Source organism: Rhizobium vallis (assembly GCF_003985155.1).
Taxonomy (GTDB): domain Bacteria; phylum Pseudomonadota; class Alphaproteobacteria; order Rhizobiales; family Rhizobiaceae; genus Rhizobium; species Rhizobium vallis.
On the sequence record NZ_ML133686.1, the window covers coordinates 265,206 to 281,496 of the forward strand.

General features: G+C 61.1%; 14 protein-coding genes, 1 pseudogene and 1 riboswitch. Of the genes and pseudogenes, 7 read left to right on the plus strand and 8 right to left on the minus strand.

What is annotated here, in order from left to right:
- Positions 1 to 62: 62 nt before the first annotated feature.
- The 3 genes and pseudogenes from EFQ99_RS01355 to EFQ99_RS01365 form a co-directional block, all read right to left on the minus strand.
- The gene (locus tag EFQ99_RS01355; protein ID WP_126918868.1) at positions 63 to 1,901 is read right to left on the minus strand and encodes an ABC transporter ATP-binding protein; all 1,839 of its coding nucleotides are present in this window, start codon (positions 1,899 to 1,901) and stop codon (positions 63 to 65) included.
- Positions 1,902 to 2,112: 211 nt separating this feature from the next.
- A pseudogene (locus EFQ99_RS01360) lies at positions 2,113 to 3,848 on the minus strand (pilus assembly protein TadG-related protein).
- Position 3,849: 1 nt separating this feature from the next.
- Positions 3,850 to 4,272, minus strand: a complete 423-nt coding sequence (locus EFQ99_RS01365; RefSeq protein ID WP_126918869.1) for a TadE/TadG family type IV pilus assembly protein — start codon at positions 4,270 to 4,272, stop codon at positions 3,850 to 3,852.
- 353 nt (positions 4,273 to 4,625) lie between these two features.
- On the opposite strand from EFQ99_RS01365, the gene EFQ99_RS01370 reads away from it, so the two are divergent.
- Positions 4,626 to 5,027 (plus strand): GFA family protein, encoded by a 402-nt coding sequence (locus EFQ99_RS01370; RefSeq protein ID WP_126918870.1) that lies wholly within the window; start codon positions 4,626 to 4,628, stop codon positions 5,025 to 5,027.
- A gap of 124 nt (positions 5,028 to 5,151) precedes the next feature.
- Entirely contained in the window at positions 5,152 to 5,799 is a 648-nt protein-coding gene (locus tag EFQ99_RS01375) for a VOC family protein (RefSeq protein ID WP_126919566.1), read from the plus strand.
- A gap of 20 nt (positions 5,800 to 5,819) precedes the next feature.
- Here EFQ99_RS01375 and EFQ99_RS01380 read toward each other — a convergent pair whose 3' ends face one another.
- On the minus strand, positions 5,820 to 6,350 hold the full coding sequence (locus EFQ99_RS01380; RefSeq protein ID WP_126918871.1) for a DUF1003 domain-containing protein: 531 nt from the start codon (positions 6,348 to 6,350) through the stop codon (positions 5,820 to 5,822).
- Positions 6,351 to 6,541: 191 nt separating this feature from the next.
- Between EFQ99_RS01380 and EFQ99_RS01385 the strand changes: the two genes are divergently transcribed.
- From EFQ99_RS01385 to EFQ99_RS01395, 3 genes are read left to right on the plus strand one after another with little or no spacing between them, the layout of a single operon-like run.
- Positions 6,542 to 8,221, plus strand: a complete 1,680-nt coding sequence (locus EFQ99_RS01385; RefSeq protein ID WP_126918872.1) for an NAD+ synthase — start codon at positions 6,542 to 6,544, stop codon at positions 8,219 to 8,221.
- A gap of 46 nt (positions 8,222 to 8,267) precedes the next feature.
- The gene (locus EFQ99_RS01390; protein ID WP_126918873.1) at positions 8,268 to 9,101 is read left to right on the plus strand and encodes a TolB family protein; all 834 of its coding nucleotides are present in this window, start codon (positions 8,268 to 8,270) and stop codon (positions 9,099 to 9,101) included.
- Positions 9,102 to 9,136: 35 nt separating this feature from the next.
- Complete coding sequence (locus EFQ99_RS01395) at positions 9,137 to 9,490, plus strand: hypothetical protein (protein ID WP_126918874.1); 354 nt, start codon at positions 9,137 to 9,139, stop codon at positions 9,488 to 9,490.
- A 104-nt stretch (positions 9,491 to 9,594) separates the two neighbouring features.
- Here the strand turns inward: EFQ99_RS01395 and EFQ99_RS01400 are convergent, their stop codons facing one another.
- Positions 9,595 to 10,662, minus strand: coding sequence for a 3-deoxy-7-phosphoheptulonate synthase (locus EFQ99_RS01400; RefSeq protein WP_126918875.1), 1,068 nt, complete (start codon positions 10,660 to 10,662; stop codon positions 9,595 to 9,597).
- 264 nt (positions 10,663 to 10,926) lie between these two features.
- On the opposite strand from EFQ99_RS01400, the gene EFQ99_RS01405 reads away from it, so the two are divergent.
- A complete protein-coding gene (locus EFQ99_RS01405) occupies positions 10,927 to 11,313 on the plus strand; it encodes a putative quinol monooxygenase (protein WP_425376259.1) in 387 nt (128 codons plus the stop codon).
- A gap of 116 nt (positions 11,314 to 11,429) precedes the next feature.
- Here EFQ99_RS01405 and EFQ99_RS01410 read toward each other — a convergent pair whose 3' ends face one another.
- Positions 11,430 to 12,014, minus strand: a complete 585-nt coding sequence (locus tag EFQ99_RS01410; protein ID WP_126918876.1) for a hypothetical protein — start codon at positions 12,012 to 12,014, stop codon at positions 11,430 to 11,432.
- Between the two features lie 55 nt (positions 12,015 to 12,069).
- Entirely contained in the window at positions 12,070 to 13,941 is a 1,872-nt protein-coding gene (locus EFQ99_RS01415; RefSeq protein WP_126918877.1) for a methyl-accepting chemotaxis protein, read from the minus strand.
- A 275-nt stretch (positions 13,942 to 14,216) separates the two neighbouring features.
- A riboswitch (cobalamin riboswitch) is annotated at positions 14,217 to 14,404 on the plus strand.
- Between the two features lie 42 nt (positions 14,405 to 14,446).
- Between EFQ99_RS01415 and bluB the strand changes: the two genes are divergently transcribed.
- A complete protein-coding gene (gene bluB / locus EFQ99_RS01425; RefSeq protein WP_126918878.1) occupies positions 14,447 to 15,136 on the plus strand; it encodes a 5,6-dimethylbenzimidazole synthase in 690 nt (229 codons plus the stop codon).
- Between the two features lie 28 nt (positions 15,137 to 15,164).
- On the opposite strand, the gene EFQ99_RS01430 is transcribed toward bluB, so the two are convergent.
- Positions 15,165 to 16,253 (minus strand): DUF2865 domain-containing protein, encoded by a 1,089-nt coding sequence (locus tag EFQ99_RS01430; protein WP_126918879.1) that lies wholly within the window; start codon positions 16,251 to 16,253, stop codon positions 15,165 to 15,167.
- Between the last annotated feature and the right edge of the window lie 38 nt (positions 16,254 to 16,291).

The window sequence follows — 16,291 nt, forward strand, 5'->3', positions numbered from 1 at the left end:
CCGCGCAACGGTCTGAGCCCGGCGTGATTGCCGGGCTTTTTCGTTGTCGGTAGACCAAGCGCTCAGATACTCGCCTGAATGCTATGCAGGTTGGCGTAGACGCCGCCTTGTTCCATCAGGTCGTCATGCGTGCCCTGTTCGACAATGCCGTCAACCGTCAGGACCAGGATGCGGTCGGCATGGCGGACGGTGGAGAGGCGGTGGGCGATGACCAGGGTGGTTCGGCCGTTGGCGAGGGTCAGCAGCGCCTGCTGCACCGCCCGTTCGCTCTCGTTGTCGAGCGCGCTCGTCGCCTCGTCGAAGATCAGGATCTGCGGATCTTTCAGGAAGGCGCGGGCGATGGTGATGCGCTGGCGCTGGCCGCCCGAGAGTTTGACGCCGCGTTGGCCGATATCGGTGTCATAGCCTTTCGGAAGCGCCAAGATGAAGTCATGCGCATTGGCGGCGCGGGCGGCCGCTTCCAGCTCGGCATCGGTCGCGTCCGGCCTGCCGTAACGCAGGTTTTGCGCCACGGTGCCGGCAAAGAGATAGACATCCTGCTGGACCACGCCGACATGGCGCCGAAGCGAGGCGAGCGTGACGTCGCGGATATCGGTGCCGTCGATGCGGATCGACCCGGCATCGATATCGTAGAAGCGCGGGATGAGTGCGCAGAGCGTGCTCTTGCCGACCCCGGAAGGACCGACCAGGGCGACGAACTCTCCAGGAGCAATGGTGAGGGAAAGCCGCTCCAGCACCCGCGGACCGTCGGCTTCATAAGCGAAGGCGACGTCGGCGAAGCGGATTTCGCCCCTTGGTGCCGGCATCGGAAGGGCCGCTGGCCGGTCGATGATATCAGGCGCGATTTCCAGGATTTCCATGGCCCTGACGAAGCCGGTGTAACCCTCCTGCCAGAGCCGCACGAAGTTGGCGAGCCGCTGCACCGGATCGACCAGCACGCCGACGCAGAGCAAGAAAGTCAGCATGTCGGGAACGGTCAGGTCCGCCGCCAGGATGCGCAGGGCCCCGACGATGATCACCAATATGGTGACAAGCTGGGCGAAGGTCTCCGTGCCGACCGAAAACCAGGCCTCGCTGCGGTAGCCTTCGGCGCGGCTTTGCAGGAAGCGGTGGTTCTGCTCGGCGAAACGCTGCGTTTCCAGCGCCTCGTTGGCGAAGGACTGGACGACGCGGATGCCCGCCAGCGCATCCTCCACGCGCTCGTTGACGGCGGCGATCTGCTGCTTGCTGGCCTCGAGCGCCCGGTTCATGCGCCGGTTGAAATAAAGGGCATAGGCCACGGCCACCGGGGTGAGCAGCAGGATGAGGCCGGCGAGCGGCGGATCGATGTAGAAGAGCACCAGCATGGCGCCGGCATATTTCAGCACGGCAATGGAAAGATCCTCGGGGCCGTGGTGAAAGAGTTCGCCGAGCCATAGGCTGTCATTGGTGATGCGGCTCATCAATTGGCCGGTGCGCTGGCGGTCGTAGAAGCTGAAGGACAGCTTCTGGCAATGCTCGAAGAGTTCCTGCCGTACCGTCGCCTCGATCCGGGCGCCCATGACGTGGCCGCGATAGTCGACGAAGAAGATCGCGCCGATCTGGATCGCCAGAACGGCCAGCATGACGCCGCCCATCGCCAGGATCTGTGCAAAGGCCTGCGGCGCATCCGATAGAGCCAGAAGGCGGCTCGTGACGACATTGGCGCAGAGCGGCAGGGCGACCGCCGTGCCGGCGACGAGGATCGCACAAAGCAGGTCGGCCAGCAGCAAAGGCAGATGCGGGCGGTAGTAGGAGAGGAATTTTCGCATACGCAATCTGCGCCGCTCATAGTCGGCGGCATTCGACTGGTCGCGGAAAAAGTTCAGGAAGGGGTTATGGCGTCGCGAGCTTTTCCTCGCGCGGGAGAACGGAATGTTCATGAAGCTGAATGTCCTTGTGGGGGATGTTTCCTTTCTGTTTGGACAGGGTCGCTCTCATGTCAGTCTCCCGAGGATCGGACGGATTTGAGCCGTCAGTATCGCCGAGAACCGCGTCCGATACAACGCGGTCATGGGACGAGGTCGGCAGGTGTTGTCGTCATGCAACAGATTGCCGGCGCAATCGCGGGGCGTGGCACCGGCGATGACAGGCCTATTGCACCAGCACCGATTGCTGGCAACGCACATCGGTGACGCGCACGTCAGCTTCGCCGATCTTGACGCCGAGCAGCGTCAGGAGGTTGAAGAGCAGCTCGTCGAGCGGCTTGGTCAAGCCTGAGAGCGTATCGGCGACGGCGCCTTGCACCTGGGTTTTCGACAGACCGATGCCGAGACCGAGAATGCTGACCTGGATATCGGTTTCCTTGACCAGCGACGCCATAGCCGAGGTCAGGGTATCCTTGGTGGAGACGTTCTTCACGGTCTTTGCCGCGATGTCGGCCGGCTGGAAGGTCAGCTTGCTTTTGCTGAGATTGGTGACGTTGACATGCGCGAGGCCGGAAACGGTGAGCAGCGGCGCATCGATCAGCGTGGCGCGGGTGACGCGTGGCGGGCTGTCGAAATTGACGAAGGCCTTGGTGTCGACGTCGCCGAGCGACAGTTCCGCCACGCCGGGAACGACTTCGACACCGACGCTGGCATTCTGGACGCCGCCGCCGAGACAGGAGATGCTTGCAAGCCTGGCCTCGGCATGGGCGACCTCGGATAGAGAGGCACGCGCAGCTTCAGCCCGGCGATGGAATTGGCGCCGAGCAGCGTTATGTCGAGCGCCAGGCGCACCTGCGCGGTGCGGACGGTTGCGCCGGTCGGGCCGACACCGTTCGAGGCAGCACCCCTAGGCATCTCGCCGATTGCAAGCGTCAGCTTGACCGTGGCAAGCCCTGGCACGGAGCCGCCGAGATTGGCGGCGACCTGCTTTTCCTGGTTTGCCGCCAGCGCTGCTGCCGAGACGATATCCATGACGCTCGCCTCAGCCGCCAGATGGGAGCCGCTGCCAATGACGCGCTCGCCTGTTGTGCCGAGGTCGAAGAGATCCTCGAGTTTGATCTTGACCTGTGTCGTGCCGAGCGCCTTTTCGATTGCTTCCAGCGCCCTGGTGACGGTGGGTGTGAGGCCTTCCGTCTTGCCGAGCGTCTTCAGCAGTCTGGGATAGGAGATGTCGGTCGCCAGCAGCTCGTCATAGGTGCCGGCGGTGAGTTTGAGATCGGTCGCCAACATGTCGAGGAAGGGGAGCAGCTTGATATCGGCGGAGGCGAGCGCTTCGTAATCGACGGCTTTCAGCGAGATGTTGGTGCCGAGCAGGCTGCCGAGCAGCGCGTTGAGCACACCGCCATTGAGGCTCGCAAGCCGCGAGCCGATCGAGAAGGCGGCAAGCTTGGAGGCCGAGGCGGTGCCGATGGCTCTCAAATCGGGGGCAGTGGTGAAGGTCGCGGCGAAGGCCAGCTCGGCTTTCTGGGTAATGCCGACCCTGACGGCGTCATAGGGCTGCGTGCCGGCGGAAAACCGGCTGCCGAGCGGCACCGAGGCATCGGCGAGATAGGTGCCTGGGGTAAAATCGGCGACGGCGTCGAACTGCTCGAGATCGGATGTCAGCGGCAGGAAGCCTTTCTTCGTCGCATAACCCGTGCCGTTGCGAACGGCGACGTTCAGTCCGTTCTCATCGAAATTGGTGACCAGGTTTTCGGCGGCGTGGTTGATATCGGCGGCGGCGACGATGGCGCCGATATCGCTCAATTGCTGCAGGCGGCGCTGCTGCAGCGTCATCATGCCGTAATCGACGCCGAGACCGAGCGAATAGAGAATGAGAGGGGCACAGAGCGCTGCCATGATGGCGATATTGCCGGATGTATCGGCGGCCATGCGTGCCAGGCGGGTTTTGAGCGTGCGCATCTCACAGCCCTCCCATCCGGATGGTCGCAAAGCGCCGGATCATGTGGTCGGGCAGGGGGAATGTGTAGAGGTTCCAGATCGGCAGTTGGTTGGCGTCGTATTCTGCCGTCACGGTGAACTGGTTGGCATTGCCGGGGTCGGTATTGACGGCGACGTGCAGCTTGCTCCTTTCGAGCAGCGGATGGTCGATGGTCGACCGGCTGATGAAATCGTCGACCAGTTGCGAGCGCTCCTGGCTGTTCACCCCGGCAACCGCAGTGCGCGCCGCATCGGCGGTCAGCTGCTGCACCGCATGGGCGGCGCTGAGATAGATGCCATAGGCGATCATCGTCAGGACTGCCATGAGGAAGAGTGGTGCGATAATGGCGAATTCGATCGCTGATGTACCGTGCCGGTTCGAAAGCAAGCGCCGGAACCTATTCATTTTTCACCCCGCAGACTGATGGTGCTGGAGATCGATCACTGGTTGCATCGTAAATCGCAAAGTCTTAATTTTGGATTAGCTAATAAACGTACTGGCTGTGGTCGTGACTAATGAATAAAAGAGTTTTACTTGATATTTTCCGCGGTATGCCAGAATTATGTAAGCTAATACAACTATTGGTAATTTTGGCCTCATGGGGAACGTACACGTAATGGGAAAGGAAGGTTCTCATTTCAGCCGGTGGGCAGGTGTCGGGCCGGGGCTTCAAGTTTCCTGATGTTTTCATTCAGGGAAATGGATTTGACCATGGCGACGATCGGCGGCAACGTTCTGCCTGAACGGGGAGAGTGGTTATGACAGAACGGCATGCGGGTGGCTGCCTTTGCGGCGCCGTGCGATTTTCAATTTCGGCAAAGCCCGGACCCGTCGTCGGCTGCCACTGCTCGCAATGCCGCCGGCAGACGGGGTTTTACTACGCCGCGGTCAACGTGCCGCGCGCGGCTCTTTCGATCGAGGGCGATGAGGCTATCCGCTGGTACCGGTCGAGCGAAGAGGCGCAGCGCGGCTTCTGCTCAAATTGCGGCTCGGCGTTGTTCTGGCAAGGCGACCAATCGGCGGAGATCTCGGTCATGGCGGGAACCTTCGACGAACCGAGCGGCCTTGCCTTCAGCCATCACATCTACTGCGCCGATAAGGGCGATTTCTACGAGATATCAGATGGGCTGCCGCAATATGACAGGTATCCTCCGGTGTGATCCTCGTCGGCTCCGCGATTGACAAAAGTCGATTGCCGAGGCTAGGTTTGCCATGCTGCGTAGGGCGCTTCGGCCTGATGTCGAAAGGGCGATGCCCGCCTACACTGTATCAACAGTTGCGCCCATGCCGAATCTCGAAAACCTGAAAAAGCAGGCCAAGCAGTATCTGCGATGGCACCGCGAAGGATACTATCCTGTTGCAGCCGAGATCAGAGCTGCGTTGCCGCACTTCCGTCATCTTGATGACAGGCAAGTGCTGGATGCGCCGTTCAAGCTCAGCGACGCGCAGGAGCTGATCGCACGTCAATTGGGTTTTGCGGGATGGCAGGCGCTCAAGACAGGAGCCGCAGCCATGACAGATCCGAAAAAACAGCCCGCGCCGCAAGCCGTCCTGAGTTCGATATCGGCGCAGTTGTTCGTGACCGATATCAAGGCGTCGTGCGAATTCTTCACCGACAAGCTCGGCTTCAGGGTCGATTTCCTCTATGGAGACCCGCCGTTTTACGGACAGGTCATCCGCGACAATGCGCAACTCGCTCTGAGGCTGGTATGCGAACCCGTATTCGCAGGCGATATCAGGCAACGGGAGCATCTGCTTTCAGCCTCGATCACCGTCGATACAGCAGATGAGATCAAGCGCCTCTTCCTGGATTTCCAGGCTGGAGGTGTGTCCTTCCATCAAACCTTGAGGAAAGAGCCTTGGGGCGCCAGAAACTTTATCGTGCTGGATCCGGATGGAAATCTCATTCTGTTTGCCGGCCCGGGCGGCTGATCGCCGGATTACAGGCAGCCTCAGCTTTTGGCGGCAAGCGCGGTTGTGAGACGGGTGACTTCCTCTCGCAGCGCCGTCAATTCGGTCAGCACGTGCATGTCGATCTTCTGATGCAGGGAGAGCACCTCGAGCTCGGCCTTGAGATTGACTTCGTAATCCTTGGCGGCCTCGAAGCGGTCGCGTTCGGCCTGACGGTTCTGGGACATCATGATGATCGGCGCCTGGATTGCGGCGAGCATCGACAGGATCAGGTTCAGGAAGACGAAGGGATAGGGGTCGAAGGCGCCTGATGCCAGGATGATGGTGTTGATGATAGTCCAGACGACCAGGAAGGCCAGGAAGGCGAGGATAAAGGACCAGGAACCGCCGACACGGGCGATGCCATCGGCGATTCGCTCGCCGAATGAGGCTTCGGCGGAGAAGGCGGCGTTGACGTCGGTCGAGATGACCTTACGCGCGTGCGCTTTCGCCAGCACGCGCTTTTCGATGTCGCCGAGTTCATCGGCCGGCTTGTCGAAATGATGGTGCATGAAATTCGAAAGATTAGACATGGCCTGTTTCCGATATCCGTTATCGATGCGGTCGCTTTCGGCGCCAGTATTCCGCTCCGGAGGTAAATTGCAATGCGTATCGGCGCCGCGGGTGCTATCAGCGCTTCGTTCATAAAAATTTCGTCACTGCCGGATACCGCATTCGGCGCGAACGTGTTGCGGTCGCGGAAGGTGCAGGCTAAATAAATGACATGACACAGGAAAACGCCCTTTCTGATATCTTCCGCATCGCGGTCGGCCAGCTCAACCCAACGGTCGGCGATGTCGCCGGCAATCTCGCCAAGGCGCGCGAGGCGCGCGCTGATGCTGCCCGCGAGGGCGCGCATCTGCTTGTCCTGACCGAGCTTTTCATCTCCGGTTACCCGCCTGAAGATCTGGTGCTGAAGCCCGCCTTCATCCGCGCCTGCTGGAAGGCTGTCGAGAGCCTGGCGGCCGACACCGCCGATGGCGGCCCGGGCGTGATCATCGGCTTTCCCCGGCAGGACGAGACCGGGCGCTATAATTCCGTCGCCGTGCTCGACGGCGGCAAGGTGATCGCGGTGCGCGACAAGATCGACCTGCCGAATTACGGCGAGTTTGATGAGAAGCGCGTCTTCGACCAGGGCGCTATGCCGGGGCCAGTGAATTTCCGCGGCGTGCGCATCGGCATTCCGATCTGCGAGGATATCTGGGGTGATCTCGGCGTCTGCGAGACGCTGGCCGAAAGCGGCGCCGAAATCCTGCTGTCGCCGAACGGTTCGCCCTATTATCGCGGCAAGGTCGATATCCGACACCAGGTGGTGCTGAAGCAGGTGATCGAAACCGGCCTGCCGCTGATCTATGCCGCTCAGCTCGGCGGCCAGGACGAACTGGTCTTCGACGGCGCGAGCTTCGGCTTTAATGCCGACAAGACGCTTGCCTTCCAGATGAGCCAGTTCGAAACCGCGCTTGCGGTGACGACATGGAAGCGCGGTGAAAACGGTTGGCACTGCGCCGAAGGGCCGATGGCGCATGTCCCCGAGCGCGAGGAGGCCGATTACCGCGCCTGCCTGCTCGGCTTCCGCGACTACGTCAACAAGAACGGCTTCAAGACAGTCGTGCTCGGTCTTTCCGGCGGCATCGACTCGGCGATCTGCGCGGCAATTGCAGTCGATGCGCTGGGCGAGGAGCGGGTGCGCACCGTGATGCTGCCCTACCGCTATACCTCGGAGGATTCGCTGAAGGATGCGGCCGATTGCGCCAAGGCGCTCGGCTGCCGCTACGACATCGTGCCGATCGAACAGCCGGTGACGGGCTTCAGCAGCGCGCTCGCCGATCTCTTCGAGGGCACGGACAGCGGCATCACCGAGGAGAACCTGCAGAGCCGGGCGCGCGGCGTCATCCTGATGGCGATCTCCAACAAGTTCGGCGCGATGGTGGTGACAACTGGCAACAAGTCGGAAATGTCGGTCGGCTACGCCACGCTCTACGGCGACATGAACGGCGGCTTCAACCCGATCAAGGACCTCTACAAGATGCAGGTCTATGCGCTTTCCCGCTGGCGCAACGAAAACGTGCCGCCGGATGCGCTCGGCCCCTCAGGCGAGGTGATCCCGCAGAATATCATCGACAAGGAGCCCTCGGCCGAATTGCGTCCCGACCAGAAGGACCAGGATTCGCTGCCGCCTTATCCCGTTCTCGACGATATTCTCGAATGCCTTGTCGAAAAGGAGATGGCGGTCGAGGAGATCGTCGCGCGCGGCCATGATGTGGCGACCGTTCACCGGGTCGAGCATCTGCTCTATCTTGCCGAATACAAGCGCCGGCAATCGGCGCCGGGTGTGAAGATCACCAAGAAGAATTTCGGCCGCGACCGGCGCTATCCCATAACCAACCGGTTCCGGGATCGCTAACCGCTTCAGGGGTCGCTGACGGCATCAGGCTTTTCGGGAGGAAAACATGCGCAGCTCGGTCGAGATCTACAATGTCAGGACGGGCCGGGCCCGTGAAGTCTGGCAGACGGATAAGCTGGTGGAGGCGCCGAATTTCTCGCCCGACGGTTCCTATCTGCTCTTGAACGGTGACGGGCTGCTCTTCCGGCTGCCGCTCGATGGTGGCGAGGTGGTCCAGGTCGATACCGGCTTTGCCGTCAACTGCAACAACGATCACGGCATTTCGCCTGACGGAACTGAGATCGTCATCTCCGACAAGACCGAATTCGACAAGTCGGCGATCTACATCCTGCCGATCGATGGCGGCACGCCACGGCTCATCACGCAAAACCTGCCGTCCTACTGGCACGGCTGGTCGCCGGATGGCCGCCAGCTTGCCTATTGCGGCATTCGCGACGACGTCTTCGACATCTACACCATCTCCGTCGATGGCGGCGAGGAGACGCGGCTGACACATGGCGAGGGCCGGAATGACGGGCCGGACTGGTCGGCGGACGGCCAGTGGATCTATTTCAACTCCAGCCGCACCGGGCTGATGCAGATCTGGCGCATTCACCCCGACGGCACGGGTCTCCAGCAGGTGACATCGGACGATTACGGCAACTGGTTCGCCCATCCGTCGCCTAAAAACGACAAGGTGCTGATCCTCTCCTACGACCCATCGGTCTTCGACCATCCGCGCGACCTCGATGTGCGGCTGCGGCTGATGGATATGGATGGCGGCAATCTGAAGACCGTGTTCGAACTCTTCGGCGGGCAGGGCACGATCAACGTGCCCTGCTGGTCACCTGACGGTGATGAGTTTGCCTATGTCCGGTACTTCCCGGCGACCGGTGCATAGTTCCGAAATTGCATTCGATTTTGTGGGGATCGGCAATGTTTTCGGACGTCAAGAAGGGCAGAAATGCCAGAGCTTTGGCACTCGCTTTCGGCATTGGCGGGTGGCTTAACGCAGCTGAGGCCGCGTCTTCGACGACCCCGGAAAACCTTGGGAGTGCGATCGTGTTCACTCAGCAGAATGATCCGGAATTTTACTATTGCTTTATCGATATGAAGTTTTTCTCTTATCCAGAGTCTGGCAACTGTAAAGCATCCAGAACAAAACTGGATATGATCGCAACAAAATGGAATGTTACTGACTTTGATACCCATGATGAACGAATATTCCTTCGCATACTGACGAAAATATTCGATGTATATAGCGATAGGTTCTTGAGGCGCGATCCATGAATCGAAACGAAATCGATTTGAAGCGCGTTGTAGGTGTGTGTCATACAGCGCGCTTCAGCCTCTCGATTCAGATATAGTTGCCGCGAAGACTTAGCCGGCAGCCATCAGGCCGCGGTCGCTGCCCGGCGCCGCGTACGAGCGGCTTCCGCCAGATCTTCCAGCACAGCAACCGACATATCCCAGTCGATGCAGCCGTCGGTGATGGACTGGCCGTAGACGAGCGGCTTGCCGGGAACGAGATCCTGGCGGCCGGCAACGAGGTTGCTTTCGATCATCATGCCCTTGATGTCGCTGTTTCCGGCGGCGATCTGTGCGGCGACGGATTTGACGACGATCGGCTGGTTCATCGGGTCCTTGCCGCTGTTGGCATGGCTGGCGTCGATCAGGATACGCGGCGCGACGGCGAGCTTGATGGCTTCGCTCGTTACGGCTTCGACGTCGGCCGGCTCGTAGTTCGGCCGTTTGCCGCCGCGCAGGATGATGTGGCAGTCCTCATTGCCCGTCGTCGACGCGATCGCCGCCTGTCCGTCCTTGGTCACCGCCGGGAAGTGATGCGGCTGCGAGGCGGCGAGGATCGCGTCGAGCGCCACGCGGACGCCGCCATCGGTGCCGTTCTTGAAGCCGATCGGGCAGGAGAGGCCGGAGGCGAGCTGGCGATGGATCTGGCTTTCGGTCGTGCGCGCGCCGATTGCGCCCCAGCTCACGAGGTCGGCGATGTATTGCGGCGTGATCGTATCAAGGAATTCGACGCCGGCGGGAAGGCCCATGGCATTGATGTCGAGCAGCAAGCGCCTGGCAATGCGCAAGCCTTCCTCGATGCGGTAGCTCCCGTCGAGATGCGGGTCGTTCATCAGGCCCTTCCAGCCGACTGTCGTGCGGGGCTTTTCGAAATAGACGCGCATGACGATCTCGAGATCGCCCGAAAGGCGTCGTCGCTGCTCTGCAAGCCGCGCGGCATAGTCTCGGGCCGCAACGGGATCGTGGATGGAGCAGGGGCCGATGACGACGATCAGGCGATCGTCCTCGCCCCGGAGAATTTGATGGATCGCATCGCGGTTGCTGGTCACGGTCTGACTCACATGAGCGTTGCGGGGAATTTCGGCAATGATATCGGCAGGCTTGGTAAGCGGGGTGATCTCGAGGATACGAAGATCATCAATGGTATCGGACACGGGGTATGCTCCTGTTTGGTCATACCCGCGCGGAACAAAAAAAGCCGCCAGGTAGACTAGCGGCTGTTCGGGTTGTCGTCGCGTCGAATTCAGTTACGCATGGACCCGCGTCCGCTGTGAGAAGCGGTACCAATGAAATCGCGAGGTGTAGACAGACGTGATCGACATGAGGCGTATGTAGCGTCACGTTCGGGCGTTGTCACGCAGAATTTGCAGCATGGAGCCGGGCCGCTTCTGCGGAGGCTCAAAGGAGGTAGGGCAGGGATGACGGGACTTTGCCGTCCTTCATCGCCGTGCAATAAAAGTCAGCAAGCCAAAGAACACGGTAGTGAGATGGATCAGAGCAACGGGCCGAATGAAGAGACGGGCAAGGTCCGCCTTTCGGGACAATTGATTTGTGCCTCTTTGGACGAGATTGAAATCGTCCAGAAATATCTTCCTGAACACATGCGGCTGACCAGGTCAGAGCCAGGTTGCCTTTCATTTGAGGTTACACAGACCGAAGACCCCATGATCTGGCGCGTTGAAGAACGTTTTACTGACAGGCTTGCGTTTGAGGCACATCAAATCCGTACCAAGGCTTCGGCATGGGGAGCCGCAACCAGCGCGATCCGCCGTGATTACGAAGTCTCGGCAGACTATCAGAGCTGACCGAGGTCCGCGTCGGGATGGAGCTCAAAGGCCCTTGTCTACGCATATCGCCCGAAACCACGCGTGATTCCGGGCGATATTTGCGCTGGTTCAATGCGCTAACGCAGTCTCCGAGATCAGAGGGCGTCGACGTTGACGCCAACGGTGATGGCGCCGATCGGCGTTCCCTTGTCGTCTGAAATCGTGACGCTTGCCTGGGACTGCAGGGTCTGGGTCGATTCATCCTTTTCGATCTCGTCGACGAAGATGGCGTCCTTGCCAGCGCCGAAGGACTTCTGGAATTTGGCCTCGTCGCCCTGCCAGTAGTCTGACGTGACGTCGCTCTGGCCGACATTCAGGCCCTTGGCGTCCATGACGAAGATCTCGGTGATCTTGCCGCCGGAAGCCGTCTTCTTTTCCTCAAGGAATTTCGACAGCGCATTGCCCAGCACGCCATTGATCATCGAGTGGTCGGAGCCATCGACTTCGGCACGCCATTTCTTGTCGAGGGCGTCGATATCCCCAGCGCTCAGATTGGCGTTGGCGGCGTCCTGCGCCTTGAGGGCATCGATGATGGCAGGGTCGTTCAGCCAGGGCTGGATATCGCTCTTCACGTAATTGGCGATCGGGGCAAGCTGAGCGGCATCCTGCGCCATGGAAACGCCCATGGGGAGCGCTGATGCGGCTGAGGTCAAAAGCAATGCGGTCAAAACTTTCTTCATAACTGTTCCCTTCGATGATCAGTTGTTGAGGAATAGGGCTTGAATGAGAATGACGTCAGAACTCTTCCCAGGCGCCGGGAGAAGCGGCAACGGCTGCATTTCCGGCGTGCCGCTGTGCAACCACTCTCTGTTCCTGGCGAGGCTGGCGCACGGGTTGAGCGGGTTTGGGCTGGCTGACGGCAGGCGCGCCAACGGTGAAGCCTGCGGCCGAATTCTGCAGGAGGCGTCCCTGTGTGAGCAATTCCTGGCAGGCAGCGTTCGTTTCCTCGACCATTGCCGCGTTCTGCTGCGTTGCCTGATCCATCTGGTTGATCGCACCGTTGATTTCCTGCAGGCCGGTCGCCTGTTCGCGATAGGAATGGACGATGGAGGCGATGCTGTCGCTGATGCGGTTGACCTGTTCCTCGATCTTCAGCAGGGCATCGCCGGTTTGGTTGACCAGCCCGACGCCTGCGGCAACCTCTTGCCCGGACACGTTGATCAGGTTTTTGATTTCCTTCGCCGCATTGGCGGAGCGCTGGGCGAGTTCACGCACTTCCTGCGCGACGACCGCAAAACCCTTGCCGGCCTCACCGGCGCGTGCCGCCTCGACACCGGCGTTCAGCGCCAGCAGATTGGTCTGGAACGCGATTTCGTCGATGACGCCGATGATGCGGCCGATCTGGCTGGATGAGGTCTGGATCCGGTCCATCGCGCCGATCGCATCGCGCACCACCGTTGCAGACACATGGGCGCTGCGCTTGGTCTCCTCGACCAGCTGCCCGGCATTTTCGGCCCGCTGCGACGATGTCCTGACCGTCGTCGTCACCTCGTCGAGCGCTGCGGCGGTCTGTTCCAATGCCGCGGCCTGCTGCTCCGTCCGCCTGGCGAGCTGATCGGCGGAAGAGGCAAGCTCGCTCGACCCGCCTTCGACCGCGACGGAGGCGGTCTTGATCTCCGTCAGGGCGGCTGCGACCGCTTCGACCATGCGGTTGAAATCCTGCCGCAGCTTGTCGAATTCGGGGCCGAGATCGGCGAGACTTATCGAGAAATCGCCTGCGGCCAGCCTTTCCAATGCATTTGCGAGAGTGCTCATGACCTGCCGCTGCGTGTTGCTCGCCTCTTCCGTCAGCGCTGCGTTGCGCGCCCGTTCGGCGTCGAGCGAGGCGCTCTGTTCAGCGGCAGCCCGTTCCCTTTCGACCTTGGCGATCGCCTCCTCGCGGAAAACTTCCAGCGCCCGCGCCAGGAAGCCGATTTCATCGCCATTTTCGCGGTAGGTGACGGGAGAGGCGAGATCGCCTTTCTGCAAAGCGCTGATCCTGCCGCTGAGGACCCGGAGGGGACGGCCGACGAGGCTGCGCATGGCGAGAAGAAATGCGACGACGGCAAGGGCCGTTATCACCGACTGCGTGAGCAGCGAAATGAGGACCTTCTGACGGACTTCGGAAGTGATCTTTTCGACGGACCAATTCGTGAGGACGTAACCGGTGGCCTTGCCAGACTTATCCAGCGGAAGCGGTGCAATGATCGTGACCACGCCGGCCGACACGCCGTCGTCGATCGTCGTTTTTTCCGGCTTGGCACTGAGGCGCTTCTTCAAATCGTCGGCAGTGGGCAAGCCGCTGATGCCGTCGCGCGTCCACGTATCGACGGCGGCAAGGTCGGCGTTGAACGCGGCAAACTGGACGAGGTCGAGCGAGGGATCATCGCGGTAGAGCGAGTAGGCCTCGCGAACAGCGTTCGCCTTGCCCCACTTGACGCCGCCGGCGGCCAGGGATGCAAACTGTTCGGCGTCCTTGGCCCAGTTCGCCTTGGCGCCATCGACCAATGCCCGGGTTTCGTTCATCCAGGTATAGGCAGCGAAGGCGGAGATGCCGCAGAGATTGACGGCGACGATAATCGCGGCCAGCTTTGCCGTCAGTGGCATCGTCTTGAGAAATTGGAACATGCCGCGGGGCCTCGAATGCAAGCGCGGTCGGATAAATCCCCGACCGGCATATCAACACGGGCATCCACGCAGGCGGTCGCAGCATGAGCACTCATGCCCATGTCCTCCTTGCGACCCAAAACGCGCAATGGCAGTCTGTATTTTTTGTGTAAAGAAATGATAAAGTGACATGCGGATCGGCGGGCCGGGCTTTCCTCTGAGGCCTGCTGGGCCGCTTCAAAGCGACGCGGGGAAGTGGTGGGTCACGAGTCCGCTTGCCGCTGCCTTGGTTTCCTGAAATAGATGCGCCGTCAGGTGCCCGCTGCCTCAGCGGGAGAATCGGGAATCCGGTGCAAGACCGGAACGTGCCCAACGCTGTAAGGCCGACGCCTGCCGCACATCATGCCACTGGCTTTTCGCCGGGAAGGCTTGCGGCAGACGGATGACGCCAAGTCAGAAGACCGGCCTGGCAAGATAGACCCAACCCGCGCGGACGGCGGGCGGTTGCGTTGTTGGGGATTTGACGATGCGACCCTTTGATAAGGATGCCCTTTCGGCGGCATCCGGCTTTTCCTTGGCCGAACGCGAGGCCGTCTATCACGCGATCATGACGCGGCGTGACGTGCGCAGCCAGTTTCTGCCCGATCCTTTGCCCGACGACGTCGTGGAGCGGCTTCTGACGGCCGCTCATCACGCGCCTTCCGTCGGCTTCATGCAGCCGTGGAATTTCATCCTGGTCAAAAGTGTGGAGGTGAGGACGCGGGTGCGCGATGCCTTTGCCAAGGCCAACGAAGAGGCGGCGCAGATGTTCGAAGGCGAACGGCGGCAGGCCTACCGTTCGCTCAAGCTTGAAGGCATTGTCGAAGCGCCGCTCGGCATCTGCGTGACCTCAGATCCCACGCGCAGCGGCAGCGTGGTGCTGGGGCGAACGCACAATCCGCGGATGGATAGCTATTCCACAGTCTGCGCCATCCAGAATCTCTGGCTTGCGGCGCGGGCCGAAGGGGTCGGTATCGGCTGGGTCAGCATTTTCCGCGAAGGCGACTTGAAAGCCATTCTCGGCATACCCGAGCATATCGAGGTGGTCGCCTGGCTCTGCGCCGGCTTCGTCGACCGGCTTTATGACGAACCGGAACTCTCAGTCAAAGGCTGGCGGCAGCGGCTGCCGCTCGAAGACCTCGTCTTTCACGATGGATGGGGGCAAAGCGAGCGATAGAGCGCCTTGCGCAAACCGGACCAGGCATTCACTGCTGCGGTTGCGGACCCGGGCTGGCGGGGTTGGCAAGATCGATCGAGCCCTGGTCGCCGGCGAGGAATTGCGGGCCGACCTGGCGGACCTTCTGCGTGGGATCGTAGGGGCGCTCCGGAGCGGATGGCTGCGGGACGGCTGCTGCTGCATCTTTCGCCGGTGGATTGGTGCGGATTGATGTGATCGAGCCTTGCTGCGGCGGTTCGCTCACGGCCTGCTTGCCACGCATCTCATCGTAATAGGCGTTGAGATTGCAGGCGCAGGCGTTCTTTTCGCCGGGCGCGCGGTTCTTGTAGGCAAAGGCGTTCTTCATCGCGCTGTAGGGCGTGCCCGTCGCGACCGATATCATGTTCGAGGCTTCGGTGCTCGTCACGTCGCGATAGAAGAGCTGGGTCTCGATGCCGGGGCACATTCTGGCGCAGGTCTGGGCATCACGGCCGAAATCGACAGAGGTGGCGTTCGAGCTGATCGGGAAGAAACCCCCGTCGCAACTGCGCACGCACATGGTGCTGACGGGCGAGAGCGTCTCGGCGCGCGGCAGGCCGTAATACGGGTCAAGCTGTTCATCGCCGCCGAGCGGAATGAACGTATCGGTGCGCATCGCCTGTTCCTCGACGCTGGGGGCGGGGTCGTTGGCGCTGCGTTCGGACGGCGCATAGAAATTATCGCTGTTGCAGCCATTGCGCTCGAGAGCGGCCGTCAGCTCGCGGCGCGCGTCGTCATCGCCGTCAGCCTGGTTGCGCAGCTCATCGCGGCGATCCTGGAGATAACGGACATTGTCGATCATCCGTGCTTCGGCCTGCGAGAGCTCGGCGCAATAATCTCCATTCTCGCCGCCGATCACGACCATGCTGCCCGAGGTGCAGCCGAAACTGCGCAGGTCGTTGCGGACCTTGCGCAGCTCGAGGTTCTGCTCGGCCATGGCGCTGGCATATTGGCGCGCTTCCGGCCCGTTATTGTTGCCGATCGATCGTGGCAGGTCGGCCAGACGACCGCGCAGATCATTGCAAATAGCGCTGCTCTGTGCGGCGGCAGGCGATGCCAGCGCAAGGAGAAGAGCAAGAGACAGGTTTCGGCGTTTCACGGCGTCGTCCGGGAATGAGAAAGTGTCGATCGGTCAAA

What these genes read in the sequence shown, in the direction of transcription:
- EFQ99_RS01395 (WP_126918874.1), top strand. Translation starts at nt 9,137, where the DNA reads ATGTTTTCGGACGTCAAGAAGGGCAGAAATGCCAGAGCTTTGGCACTC.
- EFQ99_RS01365 (WP_126918869.1), bottom strand. Translation starts at nt 4,272, where the DNA reads ATGAATAGGTTCCGGCGCTTGCTTTCGAACCGGCACGGTACATCAGCG.
- EFQ99_RS01375 (WP_126919566.1), top strand. Translation starts at nt 5,152, where the DNA reads ATGCCGAATCTCGAAAACCTGAAAAAGCAGGCCAAGCAGTATCTGCGA.
- bluB (WP_126918878.1), top strand. Translation starts at nt 14,447, where the DNA reads ATGCGACCCTTTGATAAGGATGCCCTTTCGGCGGCATCCGGCTTTTCC.
- EFQ99_RS01385 (WP_126918872.1), top strand. Translation starts at nt 6,542, where the DNA reads ATGACACAGGAAAACGCCCTTTCTGATATCTTCCGCATCGCGGTCGGC.
- EFQ99_RS01390 (WP_126918873.1), top strand. Translation starts at nt 8,268, where the DNA reads ATGCGCAGCTCGGTCGAGATCTACAATGTCAGGACGGGCCGGGCCCGT.
- EFQ99_RS01370 (WP_126918870.1), top strand. Translation starts at nt 4,626, where the DNA reads ATGACAGAACGGCATGCGGGTGGCTGCCTTTGCGGCGCCGTGCGATTT.
- EFQ99_RS01405 (WP_425376259.1), top strand. Translation starts at nt 10,927, where the DNA reads ATGACGGGACTTTGCCGTCCTTCATCGCCGTGCAATAAAAGTCAGCAA.
- EFQ99_RS01410 (WP_126918876.1), bottom strand. Translation starts at nt 12,014, where the DNA reads ATGAAGAAAGTTTTGACCGCATTGCTTTTGACCTCAGCCGCATCAGCG.
- EFQ99_RS01415 (WP_126918877.1), bottom strand. Translation starts at nt 13,941, where the DNA reads ATGTTCCAATTTCTCAAGACGATGCCACTGACGGCAAAGCTGGCCGCG.
- EFQ99_RS01355 (WP_126918868.1), bottom strand. Translation starts at nt 1,901, where the DNA reads ATGAACATTCCGTTCTCCCGCGCGAGGAAAAGCTCGCGACGCCATAAC.
- EFQ99_RS01380 (WP_126918871.1), bottom strand. Translation starts at nt 6,350, where the DNA reads ATGTCTAATCTTTCGAATTTCATGCACCATCATTTCGACAAGCCGGCC.